At 70.5% G+C, this 21,199-nt stretch carries 21 protein-coding genes; 7 read left to right on the top strand and 14 right to left on the bottom strand.

Going from position 1 to position 21,199, the window contains the following annotated elements; all coding sequences use genetic code 11:
• Positions 1-55: 55 nt before the first annotated feature.
• The 4 genes from QFW81_RS16500 to QFW81_RS16485 form a co-directional block, all read right to left on the bottom strand.
• A complete protein-coding gene (locus tag QFW81_RS16500) occupies positions 56-805 on the bottom strand; it encodes a cytochrome c1 (RefSeq protein WP_280580323.1) in 750 nt (249 codons plus the stop codon).
• Positions 798-2,057 (bottom strand): cytochrome b, encoded by a 1,260-nt coding sequence (locus QFW81_RS16495; protein ID WP_280580322.1) that lies wholly within the window; start codon positions 2,055-2,057, stop codon positions 798-800. The genes QFW81_RS16500 and QFW81_RS16495 overlap by 8 nt, the downstream gene beginning before the upstream one ends.
• Before the next feature lies 1 nt (position 2,058).
• Complete coding sequence (petA, locus tag QFW81_RS16490; protein ID WP_280580321.1) at positions 2,059-2,694, bottom strand: ubiquinol-cytochrome c reductase iron-sulfur subunit; 636 nt, start codon at positions 2,692-2,694, stop codon at positions 2,059-2,061.
• Between the two features lie 369 nt (positions 2,695-3,063).
• Positions 3,064-4,032 carry a lytic transglycosylase domain-containing protein gene (locus QFW81_RS16485; RefSeq protein WP_280580320.1) on the bottom strand — a complete coding sequence of 323 codons (969 nt, stop codon included), beginning with the start codon at positions 4,030-4,032 and terminating at the stop codon, positions 3,064-3,066.
• Positions 4,033-4,311: 279 nt separating this feature from the next.
• Between QFW81_RS16485 and miaB the strand changes: the two genes are divergently transcribed.
• Positions 4,312-5,742 carry a tRNA (N6-isopentenyl adenosine(37)-C2)-methylthiotransferase MiaB gene (miaB, locus tag QFW81_RS16480; protein WP_280580319.1) on the top strand — a complete coding sequence of 477 codons (1,431 nt, stop codon included), beginning with the start codon at positions 4,312-4,314 and terminating at the stop codon, positions 5,740-5,742.
• Between the two features lie 15 nt (positions 5,743-5,757).
• Here miaB and QFW81_RS16475 read toward each other — a convergent pair whose 3' ends face one another.
• From QFW81_RS16475 to QFW81_RS16455, 5 genes are all read right to left on the bottom strand, one after another.
• Positions 5,758-6,534, bottom strand: coding sequence for a hypothetical protein (locus tag QFW81_RS16475; protein ID WP_280580318.1), 777 nt, complete (start codon positions 6,532-6,534; stop codon positions 5,758-5,760).
• 209 nt (positions 6,535-6,743) lie between these two features.
• Entirely contained in the window at positions 6,744-7,838 is a 1,095-nt protein-coding gene (locus tag QFW81_RS16470; RefSeq protein WP_280580317.1) for an ABC transporter permease, read from the bottom strand.
• Entirely contained in the window at positions 7,835-8,761 is a 927-nt protein-coding gene (locus tag QFW81_RS16465; protein ID WP_280580547.1) for an ABC transporter ATP-binding protein, read from the bottom strand. The genes QFW81_RS16470 and QFW81_RS16465 overlap by 4 nt, the downstream gene beginning before the upstream one ends.
• 94 nt (positions 8,762-8,855) lie before the next feature.
• Complete coding sequence (locus QFW81_RS16460) at positions 8,856-9,830, bottom strand: HlyD family secretion protein (RefSeq protein WP_280580316.1); 975 nt, start codon at positions 9,828-9,830, stop codon at positions 8,856-8,858.
• Entirely contained in the window at positions 9,827-10,525 is a 699-nt protein-coding gene (locus QFW81_RS16455; RefSeq protein ID WP_280580315.1) for a TetR/AcrR family transcriptional regulator, read from the bottom strand. The genes QFW81_RS16460 and QFW81_RS16455 overlap by 4 nt, the downstream gene beginning before the upstream one ends.
• 327 nt (positions 10,526-10,852) lie before the next feature.
• On the opposite strand from QFW81_RS16455, the gene QFW81_RS16450 reads away from it, so the two are divergent.
• The gene (locus tag QFW81_RS16450) at positions 10,853-11,839 is read left to right on the top strand and encodes a PhoH family protein (protein ID WP_280580314.1); all 987 of its coding nucleotides are present in this window, start codon (positions 10,853-10,855) and stop codon (positions 11,837-11,839) included.
• Entirely contained in the window at positions 11,836-12,321 is a 486-nt protein-coding gene (ybeY, locus tag QFW81_RS16445; RefSeq protein ID WP_280580313.1) for an rRNA maturation RNase YbeY, read from the top strand. The genes QFW81_RS16450 and ybeY overlap by 4 nt, the downstream gene beginning before the upstream one ends.
• Positions 12,322-12,334: 13 nt before the next feature.
• Here ybeY and QFW81_RS16440 read toward each other — a convergent pair whose 3' ends face one another.
• Entirely contained in the window at positions 12,335-12,814 is a 480-nt protein-coding gene (locus tag QFW81_RS16440; RefSeq protein WP_280580312.1) for a hypothetical protein, read from the bottom strand.
• A 201-nt stretch (positions 12,815-13,015) separates the two neighbouring features.
• On the opposite strand from QFW81_RS16440, the gene QFW81_RS16435 reads away from it, so the two are divergent.
• The 4 genes from QFW81_RS16435 (at position 13,016) to QFW81_RS16420 (ending at position 16,655) form a co-directional block, all read left to right on the top strand.
• Positions 13,016-13,891 carry a CorC family transporter gene (locus tag QFW81_RS16435; protein WP_280580311.1) on the top strand — a complete coding sequence of 292 codons (876 nt, stop codon included), beginning with the start codon at positions 13,016-13,018 and terminating at the stop codon, positions 13,889-13,891.
• A 49-nt stretch (positions 13,892-13,940) separates the two neighbouring features.
• Positions 13,941-15,197: a lipoprotein N-acyltransferase Lnb domain-containing protein gene (locus QFW81_RS16430; RefSeq protein ID WP_280580546.1), complete on the top strand. Its 1,257-nt coding sequence runs from the start codon at positions 13,941-13,943 to the stop codon at positions 15,195-15,197.
• 179 nt (positions 15,198-15,376) lie between these two features.
• Complete coding sequence (locus QFW81_RS16425) at positions 15,377-15,565, top strand: glycoside hydrolase family 97 C-terminal domain-containing protein (protein ID WP_280580310.1); 189 nt, start codon at positions 15,377-15,379, stop codon at positions 15,563-15,565.
• Positions 15,566-15,650: 85 nt separating this feature from the next.
• On the top strand, positions 15,651-16,655 hold the full coding sequence (locus tag QFW81_RS16420) for a magnesium and cobalt transport protein CorA (protein WP_280580309.1): 1,005 nt from the start codon (positions 15,651-15,653) through the stop codon (positions 16,653-16,655).
• On the opposite strand, the gene QFW81_RS16415 is transcribed toward QFW81_RS16420, so the two are convergent.
• The 4 genes from QFW81_RS16415 to QFW81_RS16400 form a co-directional block, all read right to left on the bottom strand.
• Entirely contained in the window at positions 16,652-17,650 is a 999-nt protein-coding gene (locus tag QFW81_RS16415; RefSeq protein WP_280580308.1) for an ArsA family ATPase, read from the bottom strand. The genes QFW81_RS16420 and QFW81_RS16415 overlap by 4 nt on opposite strands.
• Positions 17,641-17,916 (bottom strand): cory-CC-star protein, encoded by a 276-nt coding sequence (locus QFW81_RS16410; protein WP_280580307.1) that lies wholly within the window; start codon positions 17,914-17,916, stop codon positions 17,641-17,643. The genes QFW81_RS16415 and QFW81_RS16410 overlap by 10 nt, the downstream gene beginning before the upstream one ends.
• A complete protein-coding gene (locus tag QFW81_RS16405; protein ID WP_280580306.1) occupies positions 17,916-19,604 on the bottom strand; it encodes a carbon starvation CstA family protein in 1,689 nt (562 codons plus the stop codon). Before QFW81_RS16405 ends, QFW81_RS16410 begins: the two co-directional genes overlap by 1 nt.
• Positions 19,605-19,869: 265 nt before the next feature.
• Positions 19,870-21,132 (bottom strand): DUF819 family protein, encoded by a 1,263-nt coding sequence (locus tag QFW81_RS16400; RefSeq protein ID WP_280580305.1) that lies wholly within the window; start codon positions 21,130-21,132, stop codon positions 19,870-19,872.
• Positions 21,133-21,199 lie beyond the last annotated feature (67 nt).

The following is a 21,199-nucleotide window of genomic DNA, read 5'->3' as shown; positions in this document are numbered from 1 at the left end:
CCCGGCGCCGCGACCCGCCCCGTCGGGTTCGCGCGCCATCGGGGTCGCCTGCGGGCTAGTGGACGTCCCTCCAGTACTCGTTCTTCAGCAGCCACGCGAGCAGCGTCAGGAACGACAGGAACAGGATCACCCACACGCCCATGCCCTGGCGCTTGAGCGCGGCGGGCTCGCCGGCGTACTCGAGGAACGCGGTCAGGTCGCGGATGGTCTGGTCGAACTCGGCCGGGCTCTGGGTCCCCGCGGTGGCGACCTCCAGCCGCTCGACCGGGGTTTCCCCGGTCGCGGCATCGGATTCGCCGAACACGGCGTGCTGCAGGCCCTGCTGCTTCCAGAACGGATTGGGCATCGACGCGTTCGGGAACAGCGTGTTGTTCCAGCCCAGCGGCCGCGTGTCGTCCAGGTAGAACGACTTCATGTAGGTGTACACCCAGTCGCTGCCGCGCACGCGGGTGATCAGGCTCAGGTCCGGCGGCACCTGGCCGAACCAGTCCGTCGCCTTGTCGGCGGGCATCGCCGAGACGATGTGCTCGCCGAAGGCGGCGCCGGTGAGGTTGAGGTTGGCCATCACCTCGTCCTCGCTCAGGCCGAGGTCGTCGGCCATGCGCGAATAGCGCAGGTACTTGAGCGAGTGGCAGCCGGCGCAGTAGTTCATGAACAGCTGCGCGCCCCGCTGCAGCGATGCACGGTCGTTGAGATCGGTCCCGGCCTGCTGCAGGGCGCCACCGCCTCCGGCGGCGAATGCGGAAAACGCCAGGAGCATGCCGCCGGCGAACGTGGCGACGCGGGCAAGGAAGGTCTTATTCATGCATCGTCACCCGATCCGGCACCGGCTTGGTCTTGTCCCAGCCCGTCCACAGCGGCATGGTCAGGAAGAACAGGAAGTAGAACGCGGTCAGGAAGCGGCCGATGATCGTCTCGACCGGATCCGTGCCCGGCCCGGCGCCGATCTTGCCCAGCCAGATGAAGCTCACCGCGAACGCGGCGAGCAGCAGCTTCGACATCAGTCCGCGGTAGCGGTACGAGCGCACCCGCGCGCGGTCCAGCCACGGCACCAGGAACAGGATCGCGATCGCGCCGAACATCACCAGCACGCCCGAGAGCTTGTGCGGAACCACCCGCAGCATCGCGTAGTACGGCGTGTAGTACCACACCGGCTTGATGTGCTCGGGCGTCACCAGGCGGTTGGCCTCGGTGAAGTTGTCGTGCTCGAGGAACCAGCCGCCGAACGCCGGGGCGAAGAAGATGATGAACGCGGCGATGATCAGGAAGAAGCAGACGTAGAAGCTGTCCTTGACCGTGTAGTACGGGTGGAACGGGATGCCGTCGGCGGGCGCGTTGGGCGACCAGCGGTTGCCCTTCGTTCCCTTCTTGATGTCCACGCCGTCCGGGTTGTTCGAGCCCACCTCGTGCAGCGCACCCAGATGCAGCACCACCAGCAGCAGCAGCACCAGCGGCAGCGCGATCACGTGCAGGGCGAAGAAGCGGTTGAGGGTGGCGTCGCTGGGCAGGTAGTCGCCCATGATCCATTCGGTCAGGCCGTTGCCGATCACCGGGATCGCGCCGAACAGCGAGATGATCACCTTCGCGCCCCAGAACGACATCTGGCCCCAGGGCAGCACGTAGCCCAGGAACGCCTCGGCCATCAGCACCAGGTAGATCAGCATGCCGAGGATCCACACCAGCTCGCGCGGCTTCTGGTAGCTGCCGTACATCAGGCCGCGGAACATGTGGATGTACACCACGATGAAGAACAGCGAGGCGCCGGTGCTGTGCATGTAGCGGATCAGCCAGCCCCACTCCACGTCGCGCATGATGTATTCGACCGAGGCGAAGGCTTCCGCCGCGCTCGGCTTGAAGTGCATCGTCAGGAAGATGCCGGTCAGGATCTGGTTGACCAGCACCACGATCGACAGCACGCCGAAGATGTACCAGATGTTGAAGTTCTTCGGAGCGTAGTACTCCGACATGTGCTTGCGGTAGAAGGGCATGAAGCCCGGCGCACGCGCGGTGAACCAGTCCCAGGCGCCGTTGACGCCGCGTTCGATCACATTGGCCATGTCACGCCGCTCCCGGGTCGACGCCGACGACGATGGTGCTGTCGTCGGTGAAATGGTGCGGCGGCACCAGCAGGTTGGTCGGGGCCGGCACGCCCTGGTAGACACGGCCGGCCATGTCGAACTTCGACTTGTGGCAGGGGCAGAAATAGCCGCCCTTCCAGTTCGGGTCGAACGGCTCGGGCCGGATCTCGGCGACCATCTCCGGCGAGCAGCCCAGGTGCGTGCACAGGCCGACGAGCACGGAAATATCCGGCTTCAGCGAGCGCAGCTCGGGGTTGGCTTCGGCGATGTAGCCCGGCTGCTGGTCGGGGTTCTCCGACTTCGGGTCGCGCAGCTGGTCGTCGAGCGTCGGCAGCGCCTCGATGATCGCCTTGGACCGCTTCACGATCCAGATCGGCTGGCCGCGCCACTCCACGATCAGGCGCTGGCCTTCCTGCAGGGCGCTGATGTCCACCGTGACCGGCGCACCGGCCAGCTGGGCGCGCGCGCTCGGATTCCAGGACTTGATGAACGGGACGGCCGCGAAGCCTGCCCCCACCGCGCCGACGGCCGCAGTCGTGGCCGTCAGGAACCGGCGACGGCCCTTGTGATCGGGTTCCCCGCCGTCGGCGGGATCGATTACCGCTTCGTTGGCCATCCGGCTCTCCGCGAAACTTTTCGGTAGCTGATTCTGATGTGGCTGCCGCGCACCGCCCCGTCCCCGGAGGCAGACGCAAAGAACGCCGAAGTGTAACGGAACGCTGAATCCGGCGACAACGTCTGACCTGTCGTGACCGGGATTTCCGCCCCCGGATCAACCGCTTGCGCGCACGTGCGGCGGCGGGCCCGGGGCGCACCCCGGGGCGCTGGCAGATGGCGCGAAGGCGGCTTCGCCGTCGCGCCCGGGGAAGCCGCTGCAACGGCATGACATCCAGGAGTGCATCAGGCCTGCCGGAGAACCGGCAGGCGCTGGCAGGTCGCCGGGCCGATGGCGCGCGCGAATCCCGGCCGCGCCGGGGCGGAAGCCTCAGTTCGCGGCCAGGTGGCCGCGGTAGCGCTCGGCCAGCTGGGCGACGCGGACCACGTAGCGCTGGGTCTCGCTGTAGGGCGGCACGCCCTTGTGCCGGTCGACCGCGCCTTCGCCCGCGTTGTAGCCCGCGGCCGCCAGGGTCAGATCGCCGTTGAAACGCTTGAGCAGCCACGACAGGTACTTCACGCCGCCACGGATGTTCTGCGACGGATCGTAGGCGTTGACCACGCCAAAGCGTTGCGCGGTGGCCGGCATCAGCTGCATCAGGCCCTGGGCACCGGCGCGCGAGAGCGCGTTGGGATTGAACGCCGACTCGGCGTGCATGATCGCGCGCACGACGGCCTCCTCCACCCCGAACTCGGCGGCCGCGGCCTTCACCTCGGCCGCGTAGGCGGCGGTGTTGAGGCGCACGTTGCCGAAGTTGACGCCCGGCAGCGGGGCGCAGGCGTAGCAGGTCTCGAAGAAGCTGTAGCGGATGGTGCGCACCGCCGCCACGTCCGCACCCTTTGGGCGCTGGCTGGTGTAGTGGCGCACGCCGTCCTTGACGTAGGAATAGACCTGGCCCTGCTGCAGCCGCCGGGTGGAGGCTGCCGGCGTGGTGGACGCCACCGCCACCGCCACCGGCGCCGCGGCCGGAGCGGTGCCCGCGGTCGAGGCCGAGGTCGAACCGCCCATGAAGGTCGCCGGGGCGTTGCTGTGGATCGAGGCCGGCGATCCGGCCACCGCATTGGCGGGCGACGCGTTGCCGGCAGCGGGCACCCACGATGCGGGCTTCGGCGAGCGGCGTGCCGCGGCACTGCTGTAGTTGCTCACCGCCACGCAGGTGGCGCCCTTGACCCGCTTGCTGACGTAGCTGCGCGAGCCGTCCGCGCCGTCGCAGCGGTAGATGGTGCCGGCCCACGCGGGCGCGGCCAGCGCCAGTAGCGCCAGCCCCAAGACTGCGATGAGCCCCCGCCCCCCTTTCATGTGCGCAGTGTCCACGCTTCCGGTCCGCCTGCCAAGTGCTTGATTGTTAAACGGCGCACGGTTCCGGAAGCGGACGCCCGGTCGCCGGCCATCCGCGCGACCCTTACACTGTCGTCCCCCGTCCAGGCGCGGCATCCGGAAAGCGGCGGCCAGGCCGCCGGGACCGTCATCCGTCGCGCAGGCCGTTGCCCAACCGGCCCTGCCTGCGCGACCCGCCGCCGCCACGCCATCCGGCCCGGAAGACCCGCTTCTTCGCCGCCGCGCTCCCCGGAGATCGCCATGACCGAACTGCCGATCCTTGCCGACGCCCCACCGGAGGACGGATCCCGCCCGGCGGCGGGGCCGTCGGTGGGGACTGCCCGGCCGCCACGCGGCAAGCTCTTCATCCAGACCCACGGATGCCAGATGAACGAGTACGACTCGGCGCGCATGGCCGACGTACTGGCCGTCAGCGACGGGCTCGAGCTGACCAGCAACGTCGAGGAAGCCGACGTGGTGCTGGTCAACACCTGTTCGATCCGCGAGAAGGCGCAGGAGAAGGTGTTCAGCCAGCTCGGCCGCTGGAAGGCGCTGAAGGCCGGCGGCCGCGACGTGATCATCGGCGTCGGCGGATGCGTGGCCTCGCAGGAAGGCGAGGCGATCGTGAAGCGCGCGCCGTACGTGGACCTGGTGTTCGGCCCGCAGACCCTGCACCGCCTGCCGGAACTGATCCGCGCCCGCCGCGAACTCAAGCGCCCGCAGGTCGACATCAGCTTCCCGGAGATCGAGAAGTTCGACCGCCTGCCGGAGCCCCGCGCCGAAGGCCCGAGCGCGTTCGTCTCGATCATGGAAGGTTGCAGCAAGTACTGCAGCTTCTGCGTGGTGCCCTATACGCGCGGCACCGAGATCAGCCGCCCGTTCGAGGACGTGCTGGTGGAGATCGTGCAGCTGGCCGCGCAGGGCGTGCGCGAAGTCAACCTGCTCGGGCAGAACGTCAACGCCTATCGCGGCGCGATGGAAGGCTCCGGAGAACTGGCCGACCTGGGCCTGCTGATCCGCACCATCGCGCAGATCGACGGCATCGACCGCATCCGCTTCACCACCTCGCACCCGCTGGAATTCTCCGACTCGCTGGTCGAGGCCTACCGCGACGTGCCGCAGCTGGCCAGCTACCTGCACCTGCCGGTGCAGTCGGGCAGCGACCGCATCCTGTCGGCGATGAAGCGCGGCTACACGGCGCTGGAGTTCAAGCAGAAGATCCGCAAGCTGCGCGCGGTGCGGCCGGACATCTCGATCAGTTCCGACTTCATCGTCGGCTTCCCGGGCGAGACGGACGCGGACTTCGAGAAGACGATGACCTTGATCGAGGAGGTCGGCTTCGACCAGAGCTTCTCCTTCATCTACTCGCGCCGCCCCGGCACGCCGGCCGCCGACCTGCCCGACGATGTCTCCGGCGACGCCAAGCACGCCCGCCTGTCGCGCCTGCAGGCGACGATCAACGCCAACGCCGCGCGCATTTCGCAGGCGATGGTGGGCAGCGTGCAGCGGGTGCTGGTGGAAGGGCCCTCGCGCAAGGACCCGGCCGAGCTCACCGGCAAGACCGAGAACATGCGCTCGGTGAACTTCCCGGCGCCGGCCGCCCTCATCGGCCGCTTCGTCGACGTGCAGGTCACCGCGGCGATGAGCAATTCGCTGCGCGGCCGCGTGTTCACGGCCGAGGCCGACGCCTGACCCCTGCGCGCGGAATCAGCGCGATGGCGTGCCGGGGACCTGGGCCCGGTCCGGCTCGCGCCGCCACAGCGTCCGCCCCTGCGCGCCCTCCAGCACCCACCAGCCGCCGTCGGCGGAGACCGCCACCGCCTGCCGGATGCCGGCGCCCGCCGGCAGTTGCACCTGCTCCAGCTGCGCCGCCAGCGCCTCGGCCGGGGCGTGGACGCGGCGCAGCGTCTCGCGTCCGAACGCCGCGCCCGGGTCCGCGTCGGAGTCTTCGACGCCGGCCGGCAGCGGATCGATCCGCATCTCGCCACGGGCACAGGTGCCGTCCAGCCACGCCTGGTGCCGCAGCATGCCGACGCCGTCGCCGTGGGCGTAGCGGGCGACGACCGCGCCCTGCGCATCCACCGCGAGCACGCGGTCGGCCTCGGTGTCCTCGGCGGCACAGACCATCGCGCCGTCGCGCCACAACTGCGGCACCCCGTCGACCACGAGCCACAGCGCGCCGCCGGGCGCGAAGGCAAGGTCGCCGACCGCGCCGCCGACGTCCATGCGCCGCTCGCCGCCCTCGTGACCCGGCGCGAGCAGGCGGACTTCGCCATTCGACCCCCAGGCCAGCTGCCGGCCCGCAGCATCGAACGCGACCGGCCCGGCCCCCTGCAGCGGCCGGGGATCGACCAGGCCCGGCATGGGCCGCCCGGCCACGTTCGTGGAGCCGCTGCTCAGCGCTTCGGCCGACGCGTCGTCGCGCGTGTCGGGATCGACGCCCGAAGCGGGTCCGGCGCCCGTGCACGCGGCGAGTGCGGCCACGCCGGCGCACAGCAACGCGCGCGCCGGAGAGGCGGGGCGACGGCGCGCACATGCGTGCCACGCGCGGACGCGGGAAGGGAACAGCGGCATATCCGGATCCTGTGCACGTGCCGGCGTTGCGGGGGTGGCCGCCGGCTTCGGGGGTCAGGGTAATGGGCCGCGGCCGCGTCCACAGCTGGGGACGTCCCCAGTGGCGGGCGCTGGCACCTTCAGTCCAGGCGCTTGCGGAAGCGCAGGATCGCCGCGCCCATCGTCACCGAGGTGAACACCAGCAGCGCCGCCACGCCCGGCCACAGCTCCGCCAGTCCGGCGCCGCGCAGCATCACGCCCCGCACCAGGCGCAGGAAGTGCGTCATCGGCAGCACCTCCGCGCCCCACTGCACCACCTCGGGCATGCCGGCGAAGGGGAACATGAAACCGGAGATCAGGATCGAGGGCAGGAACACGAACATCGTGATCTGGATCGCCTGGAACTGCGTGCGTGCCCGGGTCGAGATCAGCAGCCCCATGGCGAGGTTGGCCAGGATCAGCAGCAGCGCGGCCACGTACACGTCGAGCAGGCGGCCGCGCAGCGGCACGTCGAACATCCAGATGCCCAGGGCCAGGATCAGCGTGGTCTGCACCAGGCCGATCACCGCGTAGGGCAGCACCTTGCCGATCATCAGCTCGGCGCGGCTGAGCGGCGTGGCGATCAGCAGCTCCATGTTGCCGCGCTCGCGCTCGCGCACCACCGCCATCGCGGTGAACATGGTCATCGTCATGGTCAGGATGATCCCGATCAGGCCCGGCACGATGCTCACCGCCGAGCGGCGCTCGGGGTTGTAGAAGCTCACCACCTCGATCCGCGGCGGTGTGCGCGCCGCCTGCCCACCACCGGACGACAGCGGCAATTGCGCCAGCTGGGTGGCGGCGGCCTGGACCACCGTATCGGTGCCGTCGACCATCACCTGGATCGCCGCGCGGCCGTCCGCCAGCCGGCGCTCGAAATCCGGCGGCACCACGATCCCGACGCTGATCTCGCCGCGCCGCAACCGGTCCATCGCCTGCTGCGGGCTCGCCGCGATTCCGGTGATCTCGATCACGCCGGTGGCGCGCATGTCCATCACCGCCGCGCGGGAGGCGGCGGTGTTCGCCTGGTCGACCACCACCGCGTCGAGGTCGCGCGGGTTGAAGTTGATCGCATACCCGAACAGCAGCAGGTCGATCACCGGGATCGCGACGATCATCGCCAGGCTGATGCGGTCGCGGCGGATCTGGCGCAGCTCCTTCGTCACCACCGCCCACAGCCGTCGCAGCGGCTTCATGCGCCGCCCTCCGCGTCGACGCGGCCGCGGGTGGCGGCCACGAACACGTCCTCGAGATTGGCGTCCACGGGCCGCACCTCGGCATCCGGCGCCACCTCGCGCAGCGTGGCGGCCACCGCGTCCGCGCCGGCGCCCCCGGGCGCCGACAGCACCCGCAGGCTGTTGCCGATCTGGGCGACGCTCAGCACGCCCGCCAGTCCGGAGAGCGCGCGCTGTGCGCGGCGCGGGTGGCGCGCGTGCACTTCCAGCGCGCGCCCCTCGAGCGCTCCGGCGAGATCGCCCGGCGTGCCGTCGGCCACCAGCGCGCCGCGGTCGAGGATCGCGATGCGGTGGCAGCGCTCGGCCTCATCCATGTAATGGGTGGAGACCAGCAGCGTGGTCCCGGCGTCGGCCAGCTCGAACAGCTTTTCCCAGAAGTCGCGGCGCGACTCCGGGTCCACCGCGCTGGTGGGCTCGTCGAGGAACAGCAGTTCGGGCTGGTGGATGACGGCCCCGGCCAGCGCCAAGCGCTGTTTCTGGCCACCGCTCAGGGTGCCTGCAAGCTGCCTGGGGCGGTCGGCGAAGTGGTAGTGCGCGAGCAGTTCGTCCACGCGCGCGCGTGCGGCGGCCCGCGGCAAGCCGTAGACGGCGGCGAGGAATTCGAGGTTCTCGCGCACGGTCAGGTCTTCGAACAGCGAGAACTTCTGGGTCATGTAGCCGATGCGCAGGCGCAGCGCATCGGCCTGCTCGGGTATCCGCAGGCCCAGCACCTCGATCTCGCCGGCACTCGGCGTGAGCAGTCCGCACAGCATGCGGATGGTGGTCGACTTGCCGGACCCGTTCGGCCCCAGGAAGCCGTAGACGTGCGCGCGGGGCACCGTGAGGTCGACGTGGTCGACCGCGGTCAGGACGCCGAAGGTCTTGACCAGGCCGCGCGCACGGATGGCGGCGTCTTCGCTCATCACCGCGCGTACCCGCATTGCGCATCCCGAGGTTCGACACGGGCGGATGCCGGCCGACTGGCGAAGCGGGAGCGCCTCACCGCGCGAACTCCACCCGCAACGGCAGCCCGGCAGGCAGTTCCGACACGCCCTCGCCTTCCAGTTCCACCTCGGCCAGATAGCTCAGGCGCGCGGCGTCCCTGCCGCTGAGCGCGTAGTACGGGGTGAACGTCGGCTCGCTGCGGATCATGCGCACGCGACCGGCGTAGCGGCGTTCGCCCGCGGCGCCGACCAGCACCGTGGCTCGGTCGCCGACCTCGACGCCTGCGCGCAGCGGTTCGGGCACGTAGACCCGTGCATGCGGCGCCTCGCCGACCAGCAGCACGGCCAGCGGGGCGCCCACCGGCGCCTCGTCGCCGAGCCGGTAGGGCAGGCTGTCGACGCGGCCGGCGCGCGGCGCCACCAGATCGAGCCGTCCGGTGGTCACCGATTGCGCCTGCAGTTGCGCCTGCGCCGCATCGAGCGCGGCCTGCGCCTGGGCGATCTGCTCGGGGCGCACGCCGTTGTCGAGTTCCGCCAGCACCGCGCGCGCCGCGGCGACCTGCGCGTCGGCGCTGCCGGCGGCGGCGCGGGCGCGATCGAGTTCGGACGCCGCCACCAGCTGGCGCGCGCCCAGCGGCTGCAGGCGCGCGAGATACGCGCGTGCATCGCGGGCCTGTGCCCGGGCGGCGGCGAGGTTGGCCCGCGCCTGGTCGATGTCCTCGGCGCGAGCGCCGTTGCGCAGCTCCTCCAGCGCCTCGCGCTGGCGGGCGACGTCGGCGCGCGCGACGGCGAGCTGCGCGTCGCCGCGCACCCGTTCCAGGGTGAGGATGCGCGCACCGGCCTCGACCCGCTCGCCCTCGCGCACGGCGATGTCGGCGATGCGCTCGGCGGCGGGCGCCGGCAGGGTGATGCGGTCGTACTCCAGGGTCCCCAGCGCCTGCGGGGCGTCGTCGCGGCAGGCAGCCAGGGCCAGCAGCGCGACGACCAGGAGCGCGAGCGGCGGGCGGGTGCGGGAATGCGGCTGTTTCATGCGGGCAGCTCCAGCCCGCGCTCGATCAGCGCGAGCGCATGGCGGCGGATGTCCTCGATACCGAGTTCGTCGCTGGCGAAGATCTGGCGCCAGATCGGGGTGCCGGCGGCGGGAAACAGCGTCAGCCCGACCAGCGAGACCATCAGCAGGCGCGGGTCGAGCGCGGGATTGAGCCGACCGGCCGCCTGTTCCTGCGCGAACCGGTCCGCGAGCACGGTGGCGATCTGCGGTGCCAGCCGCGTCACCAGCAGGTCGCGCAGGCTGCCGCCCTCGCTCACCACCTCGCGGATCCACAGCGGCGGCAGCCAGGGATGCCGGGCGATGGTCGCGCAGATGCCGTCGACGAACGCGGTCAGCACCTCCCGCAGCGACGCATCGGGCATGCCCAGCAGGGTGTCGCGGATGTCGGTGAACACCGGCATCAGGCGCTCGGCGATCACCGCTTCGCGCAGGCCTGCGGCATCGGTGAAGTAGTAGTGCAGCAGCGCCGGGGTGACGCCTCCCTCGGCGGCGATATGACGCAGCGTGGCGCCGGCGATGCCGTGGCGCACGTAGCTGGCCAGGGCCGCATCGAGCAGCGAGGCGCGCAGGTCCGGCGCGTCGCCCCGCGGCCGGCCGCGCCCCCGCGGCGGGGCCGCAGGCGAAGACGGAACGGGCGCGGAACCCAGGGCGGCGGGCGGGGCTTTTCTGACCATGCGCATATTTAATTGACTAATTAATTAAATTTCAAGCGCGAGTCTGAATGCTGCTGGAGTCCGGCTCGTTTCCAGCGGCCGCGGTCGCACGCCCACGAGGCCTTGCCGGCCCGGCGCCCGTGCGGACAGGCACCCGGATGCGTGGCGCGTGCCGACACCGCCCGGGCAGCGCTGGCGGTATCCTGCGTCGCCGGTCGGCCGCACCCGCTCCGCCCTGACGCGCATCGCCCACGTGCCAGCGCCGACCACGCACCAGCCCCGCCCGACGGCCGCATGCGCCCGGTCGCGGCCAGGCCACCCCCCGCCCGCTTCCCTGCCCACACGCCGATGCCCCCACTTCCCCAACGCGACTTCACCCTCGACCCGCCCGATACCGAACGCCTGGCCAACCTGGCCGGTCCGTTCGACGCCCACCTGCGCCAGATCGAACTGCGCCTGGGCGTGGAAATTTCCAACCGCGGCAACGTGTTCCGCGTCGCCGGACGCGACGACAAGGCGCTCGCCCGGACCGAATCCCTGCTGCGTGAGCTCTACACCGACGCAGGCAGCGAGATCCTCGACGCCAACGCCATCCACCTGCGGCTGTCGGGCGTCGAGGAGCCGGTTCCCGATCCCGGGGTGGTGCCCCAGGACGTCGCCATCCGGGTCAAGCGCGGCACCATCCGTGGCCGTGGTCCGAACCAGGCGAAGTACCTGCACGCGATCGCCACCCACGACATCAACTTCGGCATCGGCCCGGCCGGCACCGGCAAGACCTTCCTCGCCGTGGCGATGGCGGTCGAGGCGCTGAACGAATCGCGCGTCCAGCGGCTGGTGCTCGTGCGCCCGGCGGTGGAGGCGGGCGAGAAGCTCGGCTTCCTGCCCGGCGACCTCACCCAGAAGGTCGATCCCTACCTGCGACCGCTGTACGACGCGCTGTACGAGATGCTCGGCGTGGAGAAGGTGATCAAGCTGTTGGAGAAGAACGTGATCGAGATCGCGCCGCTGGCCTACATGCGCGGGCGCACGCTCAACGACGCGTTCGTGATCCTGGACGAGGCGCAGAACACCACCATCGAGCAGATGAAGATGTTCCTGACCCGACTGGGCTTCGGCTCCACGGCGGTGGTCACCGGCGACATGACCCAGATCGACCTGCCCAAGCACGTGAAGTCGGGCCTCAAGGACGCGATCGAGGTGCTGCGCGACGTCGACGGCGTGAGCTTCACCTTCTTCGAAGCCCGCGACGTGGTGCGCCACCCGCTGGTCGCGCGCATCGTCAGCGCCTACGAGCGTCGCGACGCGATCGATGCGCAGACCGGTCCCGCGCCTTGACCCGGGGTCCCATCCGGCTGGACGTTGCCGTCGGCTACGCGGTTGCGCGCAAGGGACTGCCTTCGGCGGTGTCGTTCCGCAAGTGGACGGCAGCCGCGCTGGCGGGGCGCATCCGCCAGGCCGACCTCGCCATCCGTCTCGTCGGCGCGAAGGAAGGCCGCGCACTCAACCGCCACTACCGCGGGCGCGACTACGCGACCAACGTGCTCAGCTTTCCCGCCGATCTGCCCGAAGGACTGCCCCCGGGCGTGCGCATGCCGCTGCTGGGAGACCTGGTCCTGTGCGCGCCGGTGGTGGCACGCGAGGCGCGCGAGCAGCGCAAGGCGCTCAACGCGCACTACGCGCACCTGACCGTGCACGGCGCCCTGCACCTGCTGGGCTGGGACCACGCCGACACGCGCGAGGCAGAGGCGATGGAGCAGCTCGAACGCGAGATCCTCGCCGGGCTCGGGATCGACGATCCCTACGCGCCGGACGAATGACCGCGCGACGGCCTCACAGGCAGTCGATCAGCCCGTCCATCATCGTCCGCCCGCTCGACGGCAACGGCGCATACAGCGGCTCGTCGACCGCCAGCGCTGCCAGCAGTTGGTCGATCGTCGTCCCTGGTGCCAGCGGCGTGCGGCACTGCCAGAAGGCCCGCTGCACGCCGATACGCCCGGTCGCCGGCGCGATCTCCTCGTGGCTGGCGGCGAACACCCAGGTACACATGCCGATGCGTCCGCTCACCCGATGCACCGAGCAGCGATAGCGCAGGGACTCGATGTTGCTGTACTCGCCCTCGCAGAAGGTGTCGCCGCAGATCTGGTCGAAGTCGTGGCGCAGGCCGCGCGTGGCGGTGAACCAGTCTTCGTACTGGGCTTCGGTGCTGAAGTAGGCCGACGTATCGACGTAATCCTGCCCGGCGGCGGCGGACGCGGCTAGGGGCAGCAGCGCGGCGATGGCGAGGCTGGCGAGAAAGGGATTGCGGCGCATGGGAACGTCCTCCTTGACGTAGTGGGTGACTGCGGCCCAAGTGTTGCCGGCTGCGGAGCGCGCGCCCATCGGGGATCCGGGCGCCGGCGCGTCGGAAAACCCCGCATGCGGGGCCCGGTTTTCACCCTTCCCGCGCGTTGCGCGCTAGACTTCGGTCGCGAGGCCCATCCGGGCGCCATACAAATCAAGACCTTAGCTCCAATGTCCGAGGACGACAGTAGTCCCAGCGCCACCGAAACACCGGAAAAGCGGCGCACCTGGCTGGAACGGCTCAGTTCCGCCATCTCCGGCGAGCCCAGCACCCGCGACGACCTGGTCGAGCTGCTGCGCGACACCCATTCCGACGGCCTGATCGAGGCCGATACCCTGCGGATGATGGAGGGCGCGCTGGCCGTGTCCGACATGACCGTGGGCGACGTGATGGTGTCGCGCTCGCAGATGGTCGCCCTGCCCGCCGATGCGAAATTCCTGGACCTGATGAGGCAGGTGGTCGAATCGGGCCACTCGCGCTTCCCGGTGCACGGCGAGGACAAGGACGAGATCCTCGGCATCCTGCTGGCCAAGGACCTGCTGCGCGGCGTGGTCGCCGACAACGGGCCGGGCACGATCCACGAACTGCTGCGGCCGGCGGTGCTGATTCCGGAATCGAAGAAGCTCAACGTGCTGCTGCGCGAGTTCCGCCAGTCGCGCAACCACATGGCGATCGTAATCGACGAGTACGGCGGCGTGGCCGGGCTGGTGACGATCGAGGACGTGCTGGAGGAGATCGTCGGCGAGATCGACGACGAGCACGACGACGCCGAGGACCCGAACGCGCTGATCGCGGCCCAGGCCGACGGCCAGTACGTGGTCGATGCGCTGACCCCGATCGCCGATTTCAACGAGCGCTTCGGCTCGGATTTCGACGACGACGAATACGACACCATCGGCGGCCTGGTGACCGCGGCGATCGGGCACCTGCCCGAGGCCGGCGAGGAACTCACGCTGGGCCGCTTCGGCTTCCGCGTCACCCGCGCCGATGCGCGCCGGCTGCACGCGCTGCACGTGAGCGTGCATGCCGAACACGACGCGGAGTGAGCCCACGCCCGGGGCAACCGTGACGCCGGCCGGCACCGGCTGGGGGCGGATGGCGGCTGCGTCGCTGACGACTCGCGTCCGGAATCGCGCGCGATCCTGCGATGCGCGCCGGACCTCCGCGACGTCGTCGTCGCGTGCCGGTGTCTTCAGCGCATGGCTCCTGCTGGCGCTGTTCGTCCTCGCGCCGCTCGCGCAGGCCGCGCCCCGCGTCGGCGTGGCGACCATGCAACCGGGCGACATCTTCTTCGAGCGCTTCGGGCACAACGCGATCGTGGTCGACGATCCCGCCTTCGCCGAGCCGGTCTCGTACAACTTCGGCTTCTTCGACATGACCGAGCCGGACTTCATGTCCCGCTTCGTGCTCGGGGACATGCGCTACCGCCTGGTCGCGCTGCCGCTGTCGCAGGACCTGGCTTACTACGCGGAGGTCGGCCGTGGCGTCTCGATCCAGTGGCTCGACCTCGACCCCACCGAGGCCGAGCAGCTGGCGCTGGCGCTGGCGATCAACGCGCGGCCCGAGAACGCGGTCTACAGCTACGACTACTTCATCGACAACTGCTCCACCCGCGTGCGCGACGCGCTCGATGCCGCCACGGGTGGACTGCTGCAGCGCCGGCTGGCGGTGCGCTCGCGCGGCAACACCTTCCGCGGCGATGCGGTGCGGCTGGCCTCGCCGGCGCCGTGGATGTGGCTGGGCTTCGACCTGGGGCTGGGGCCCGCCGCCGACCGGCCCAATGCGCTGTGGAACGACGCCTTCGTGCCGATGCGCCTGGCCGATGCGCTGGACGGCCTGCGCCGCGACGATGGCCGGCCACTGGTGGCGGCCACCGAAACGCTGTTGCCACACCGGCTTGCATCCGAACCGGCCGAAGCGCCGCGCCCGTGGTGGCCCTGGCTGCTGGCCGGCCTGGTGCTGGCCGTCGCGATCCGCGCGCTCGGCGCGCGCCGGCCACGCATGCTGGCGGCGATCGCGCTGCCGCTGTGGACGCTCTGCGGCGTGCTCGGCCTGGTGATGGTGTTCCTGTGGGGCTTCACCGCGCACCACTTCGCCTGGGCCAACCAGAACCTGCTGCTGTTCACGCCGCTGTGCCTGCTGTTGCTGCACGGCGGCTGGAAGATCTCGCGCGGGCATACGGCCGGCGCAGCGTTCCGCGTGCTGGCCTGGCTGGTCGCGGCGGGCGCGGTGCTGGCGCTGTTCCTGCACTGGCTGCCGGTGCTGCCGCAGCGCAACGTGCACTGGATCGCGCTGATGCTGCCCATCCATGTCGCGCTCGCGTGGGCGCTGGCGACGCGACCGCGCGACTGAGGCCGACCGCCCGTCGGCGTCGCGCGCGACGGTCTCGCCATTGGACGGCCGGCTCGCGCCATTTCGAACCACACCGACGCGAACGCGTGTTCGCCCGACGGGGCGCGGGCGCGCAGCCGTGCGGACGCCGACGCCGCACCGCATACGTATGCACGGAAAGCGCGCGGAACGCCTGTGACATGATCGGATGGACCCGGGTCCGAGAATGCACCGATGTCGCTTCGACGCATGTCCGCCGCCCTGCTGCCGACGATCGCGGCAAGCGCGAGGACATCGTGATCGAGACCCGCGAGGTGACGCGCGACGAGGTCCTCGCGATGCGGCTGGCCCCGGGCGGCGGGCAGGCGATCCGGTTCGCCGCGCACTGAACGGGCCTCGCGCGTCGCCGGATGCGACGCGCCGGCGACAGGCGGGCCGCTTGCCCGCCGCAGCCGGCTGCAGCACGATGCCGGCATGGATTCTACTCCCGCCCCGGCTGCCAACCCCGCCTGCGTCATCAACTGCGCGGTCTATGCGCGCGACGGCGAGCGCCGCGACATTCCGCTCGAGGCGATCAGCGACGTGCTGGCGCACGACGACGGCAGCTTCGTCTGGATCGGCCTGTACGAACCGGACGATGCGGTGCTCGAAACGCTGCAGGAGGAATTCGACCTGCACGACCTCGCGATCGAGGACGCGCACAACGCCCACCAGCGCCCGAAAGTCGAGGCCTACGGCGGCGCGCTGTTCCTGGCGGTCAACACCGCGCAGATGGTCGAAGACCGGATCCTGTTCGGCGAAACCCACATCTTCGTCGGCCCGCGCTACCTGATCACGGTCCGCCACGGCGCTTCGCTGTCCTACGCGCCCGCGCGCGCGCGGGTGGAACGCGAGCCCGGGCTGCTGGCGCTCGGTCCGTCGTATGCGCTGTATGCGGTGCTCGACTTCATCGTCGACAACTACCTGCCCATCGCCGACCAGTTCAAGTCGGCGCTGCGCGCGCTCGAGCGCGACATCTTCTCCGATTCCTATCGTCGCAGCACCCTGGTGCGGCTGTACGACCTCAAGCGCCAGCTCACCGAGATGCGGATGTCGGTGGCGCCGCTGATCGACGTGCTCTCGCAGCTGGTGCGCTCGCCCTCGCCGCAGATCCCGGAGGAGACCCGCTTCTACTTCCGCGACGTGCACGACCACGTGATCCGGGTCAACGACACGGTCGATGCGCTGCGCGACCTGCTGGGAACGGCCATGGCGGTCAACCAGTCGCTGGTGACGCTGGCGCAGGGGGAGACGGTGAGAAAACTCGGCGCCTGGGCCGCCCTGCTGGCGGCACCGACGCTGATCACCAGCTGGTACGGGATGAACTTCCGGTCGATGCCCGAACTCGACGGTCGCTACGCCTACCCGCTGCTGGTGCTCTTCGTCGGCGTGGTCTGCTTCGGACTCTATCGCCTGTTCCGGCGCATCGGCTGGCTCTAGGCGTCGCGCGCCAGCAGGTCGGCGAACGCGGCCACGCCCGCCTCGCCCGCCACGTCGCCCGCCAGCAGCGGAAGTTCCTGCAGCGCGATGTCCGGCAGCGACTCGTGCAGTGCGCGCAGGTGGATGTCCTCCTGGACGCGCCGTTCGGCGAGGAACGCGCCGGCATCGGCGGGCGAGCGGCGGTTGACCACCAGCGCGCCGACGTGGATGCCCGCGCGCACCAGGCTGGCGTGGAGTTCGACGGTTTCCAGTACCGGCAGGCGCTCGGCTGCCAGCACGATGGCGAAGGCGGTGGTGCCGGCATCCGCCAGCACGTCGCGCAGTTCGCCGAACAGGTGGCGGCGCCGGTGCAGCATCGCGCGGATCGCCTGGTCGCGGTCGCCTCCGCTGCGCGCCTCGTCGCCAGCGCCGAGCGCGCGTGCCGCCACGCCGTCGTCGCCACCGAGGTTGCGCAGTGCGGCACCGAAACGCTCGCTGCGCGCCTGGCGCCGCAGCAGGCCGTCGGTCCACGCCGCCATCATGTCCGGCAGCGCCATCAGGCGCGCGGTATGCCCTGACGGCGCGGTATCGAAGACCAGCAGGTCGTGGCTGCGCAGGCCCTGCTGCACGATCTGCGCGATGCGCTCGAGCAACGCGGCCTCGTGCATGCCGGGCGCGTCGCGCGACAGCGCCAGGTGCCGGTCGACTTCGCCGGACAGGTGCGACGGCATCAGCTTGCGCAGTGCGTCACCGACCTGGGCCAGGTGGGCTTCCACGGTGGCCCCGGGATCGATCTCGACCGCGTCGAGCCCGGCCGCCAGCGCTCGGGGATCCGCGCCGATGCGGCATTGCCACAGATGGCCGAGGTTGTGCGCCGGATCGGTGGATACCAGCAGCACGCGGCGTCCGGCGCGGGCCTGCGCATACGCCAGGGCCGATGCGACCGTGGTCTTGCCCACCCCGCCCTTGCCGCCCAGGAACAGGACCCGGCGCGACGCCGCCAGCGTCAGCAACACCCGACGTGGTCCAGCGGCGAGCGCTCCATGCCCATGCGCCGGTGCCAGTCATGGAAGCGCTCGTACAGCACCGGCATCAGTTCCAGGGTGTAGAAGGCGGCCGGGTTCGGCACCCCCAGCGCCTCCGAGCAGACCAGCAGCATGAACAGGTCGTCCTCGTCGCGCCGGGCCCGGGCGAACGTGCGCCGGTAGGGCGCGGCGTAGAACTCGCCGAGCGCGGCCGAAAGACGCGCCAGCGCCGAGTCGCCGGGCGCCTCCGTCGCCATCAGCCGCGCTCGCCGTCCAGCGTGCCGTCCTCCGCGGCAGCGGCATCGCGCCCCTTGCGCATCGCCAGGAACGCCTCGAACGACACCCACAGCGCCGCCACCAGGATCACCACGTCCATCGCCAGCAGCAGCCAGTTCTCCTGCTCGAGGAAAGTGCCCAGCTGCACGATCAGCGCGTACAGCGACATCAGCAGCAGGAACACCAGCGGCACCAGGGTGAACAGCGGATTGCGGCCCTTGCGGATCAGGATCACCGAGATCACCGCCAGCGTGAGCGCCGCGAGCAGCTGGTTGGTGGTGCCGAACAGCGGCCAGATGACCATGCCGCCGGCGCCATCGCCACCGGCGCCGAAAGCCAGCGCCATGCAGACCGCCAGCGCGACCACGGTTCCGAGGAAGGTGCCGACCTTGAACCCCGCCAGCTCGGCCGCTTCCTGCACCACGAAGCGCTGCAGGCGCAGGCCGGTGTCCATGGTGGTGGCCGCGAACAGGATCGCCATCGTCGCCAGCATCGTCGAGCCGAGCTGCTCGGGCATGCCCAGGCCGTCCATCAGCAGCACGTCGCCGCCGTTGACGAACGCGGTCACGCCGCCGGCGCCGAATTGGGCATAGACGGCCTGCCAGTCCACCAGGGTGGCGAAACCGGCGGTGCAGCAGATGATCGCCGCCAGCGACAGCATGCCCTCGCCCACGGCACCGAAATACCCCACGAAGCGCGCATCGGTTTCCTTGTCGAGCTGCTTGGACGTGGTGCCCGATGCGACCATGCCGTGGAAGCCCGAGATCGCGCCGCAGGCGATGGTGACGAACAGCAGCGGCACGATGCCCGGCGTGCCGTCGGGCACCGAGTCGTTGAACGCCGGGGCGACGATCGTCGGCGATGCCAACAGCACCGCCGCGTACAGGATGCCCAGGCCCACGAACAGCTGCAGGCCGTTGATGTAGTCGCGCGGCTGCAGCAGCACCCAGACGGGAAGCAGCGAGGCGATGCCCGCGTAGAGGAACAGCAGCACGATCCACGCCGATTTCGCACTCATGCCGAACACCGAGTCCGGCAACACCAGCGGATAGCTGTTGCCGATCAGGATCAGCGCGTACAGCACGATCACGCCGCCGATCGAGGGCCACAGCAGTCCGACCTTCCAGCGGTAGATCAGCTGTCCGATCACCAGCGCGACCAGGATCGCGCCCCACACCGGGATCACCGAGGTCGGCGTGGACACCAGCAGGTTGGCGATCACCACCGCGAACGCGGCATTGACCATCAGCAGCAGCAGGAAGATCACCACCAGGAACAGGTTGCGCCCGCGGCGGCCGATGTAGCTGCCGCTGAGCATGCCCATCGACTTGCCCTTGTTGCGCACGCTGGCCCAGAGCGCGCCGAAATCGTGCACGCCGGCGAAGAACACCGTGCCCAGGGTCACCCACAGGAACGCCGGCGCCCAGCCCCAGATGACCGCGATCGCTGGCCCCACGATCGGCGCCGCGCCGGCGACCGAGGTGAAGTGGTGGCCCCAGAGCACGAAGCGGTTGGTCGGCACGTAGTCCACGTCGTCGCGCAGGGTATGCGCGGGCGTCGGGTAGTCGGCCTGGAGCCGGTAGATCTTCTCGGCGATGAACTTCGAATAGAACACGTAGCCCAGCGCCATCGCGCCGAGCCCGACCAGCAGGAGGATGATGGCATTCACGTGCGGCGGCTCCCTTGGCGACGGCGATGCCGCCCGGTAGCGCAAGCCGAACCGAAACCGCGCGATTTTGCAAGCTTCGCGTCGTGCAAATGGGTTGCCAGTCGGACTCGTGGCGCGTGCTGCAGTGCGACACGCACGCGGCATTCCCGCGCGTCACGCACGTCACGCGCGTCGCCAGACGGGCCGGCCTGTGCCTGCCCTCCCGGTACCGTCGCTGCGGCCGGGTGTCGCGGCCGTGCGGCGAGGCCCCCTGCCCGGAGGCGCTTCAGGCGCCCGCCATCACCCGCAGCAGCAGCCCGGTGATGTAGGCACAATAGGTGCCCAGCGCATAACCCAGCACCGCCAGCAGCACCCCCACCGGCGCCAGTGCCGGATGGAACGCGCTGGCGACCACCGGCGCCGAGGCCGCGCCGCCGATGTTGGCCTGCGACCCGACCGCCAGGAAGAACAGCGGCGCGCGGATCAGCTTGGCCACCACCAGCAGCAGCGCCGCGTGCACGCTGATCCAGATCAGGCCGAGCAGGAACAGCCAGGGGCGGTCGAGCAGCGCGCCGATGTCCATGTGCATGCCGATGGTCGCCACCAGCACGTAGAGCATCGCGGAACCCACCTTCGAGGCGCCGGCGCCTTCCATCTCGCGGGCGCGGGTGAAGCTCAGCACCAGGCCCACCGTTGTGGCGATCACCACCATCCAGAAGAAGCCGGAGGTCAGGCTGTAGTCCTCGAGGTTCCAGGACGCGGGCAGGCTCTGCATCCAGGCCACCAGCGGCTCGGCCAGCAGGTGCGACAGGCCGGTCGCGCCGAGGCCGATGGCGAGGATCACCATCAGGTCGGTCAGGCTCGGGATGCGGGAGTGCTGCGCCTGGTAGGCCTCGATGCGCTGCTTCATGTCCTCGATCGCGGCCGTGTCCGCGCGGGTCCAGCGGTCGAAGGCATCGGCGCGCGCGGCCATCAGCAGCAGGATCGCCATCCACACGTTGGCCACCAGCACGTCGACCGCGATGAACTGGCCAAACAGGGTCGCCTCGACCTCGAACACCTCCTTCATCGCCGCCTGGTTGGCGCCGCCGCCGATCCAGCTGCCGGCCACGGTGGTCATGCCGCGCCAGGTATCGCCGGCCACGGTCTCGGGATGGATCCAGCCCATCGCGACGAACGACACCAGCGCGCCGAGCATGACCCCCACGGTGCCGGTGAGGAACATCACCACCGCCTTGGGCCCCAGCCGCAGGATCGCGCCGAGATCGATCGCCAGGCACAGCAGCACCAGCGCGCTGGGCAGCAGGTAGTCGCGCGCCATCGGGTACAGGCCCGAGGCATTGCCGTCGATCAGGCCGATGCTGTTGTAGACCGCCGGCAGCAGGTAGCACAGCAGCAGCGCGGGCACGTAGGTGTAGAAGCGCTTCCAGATGCCCGTCGGTCGCGACGAGGTCCAGAACACCAGGCCGAGGGTGATGGCCAGCAGGCCCATCACCACTGCATCGTTGGTGATCAGGGCGGTCGAGGGGACGGCGGTGTCGATCGCCATGCGGGTCTCCGGGCGGGTACGCCTGTCGCGGCGGGGTTGCGGATGCGCCGGCGGATCGCCGGCGCGC

Origin of the sequence: Luteimonas kalidii, from assembly GCF_029887935.1 — a bacterium.
In the GTDB taxonomy this organism is placed as follows: Bacteria; Pseudomonadota; Gammaproteobacteria; order Xanthomonadales; family Xanthomonadaceae; genus Luteimonas; species Luteimonas kalidii.
The sequence above is the reverse complement of the archived record's forward strand: the minus strand, read 5'-3'. Positions and strand labels throughout refer to the sequence as shown.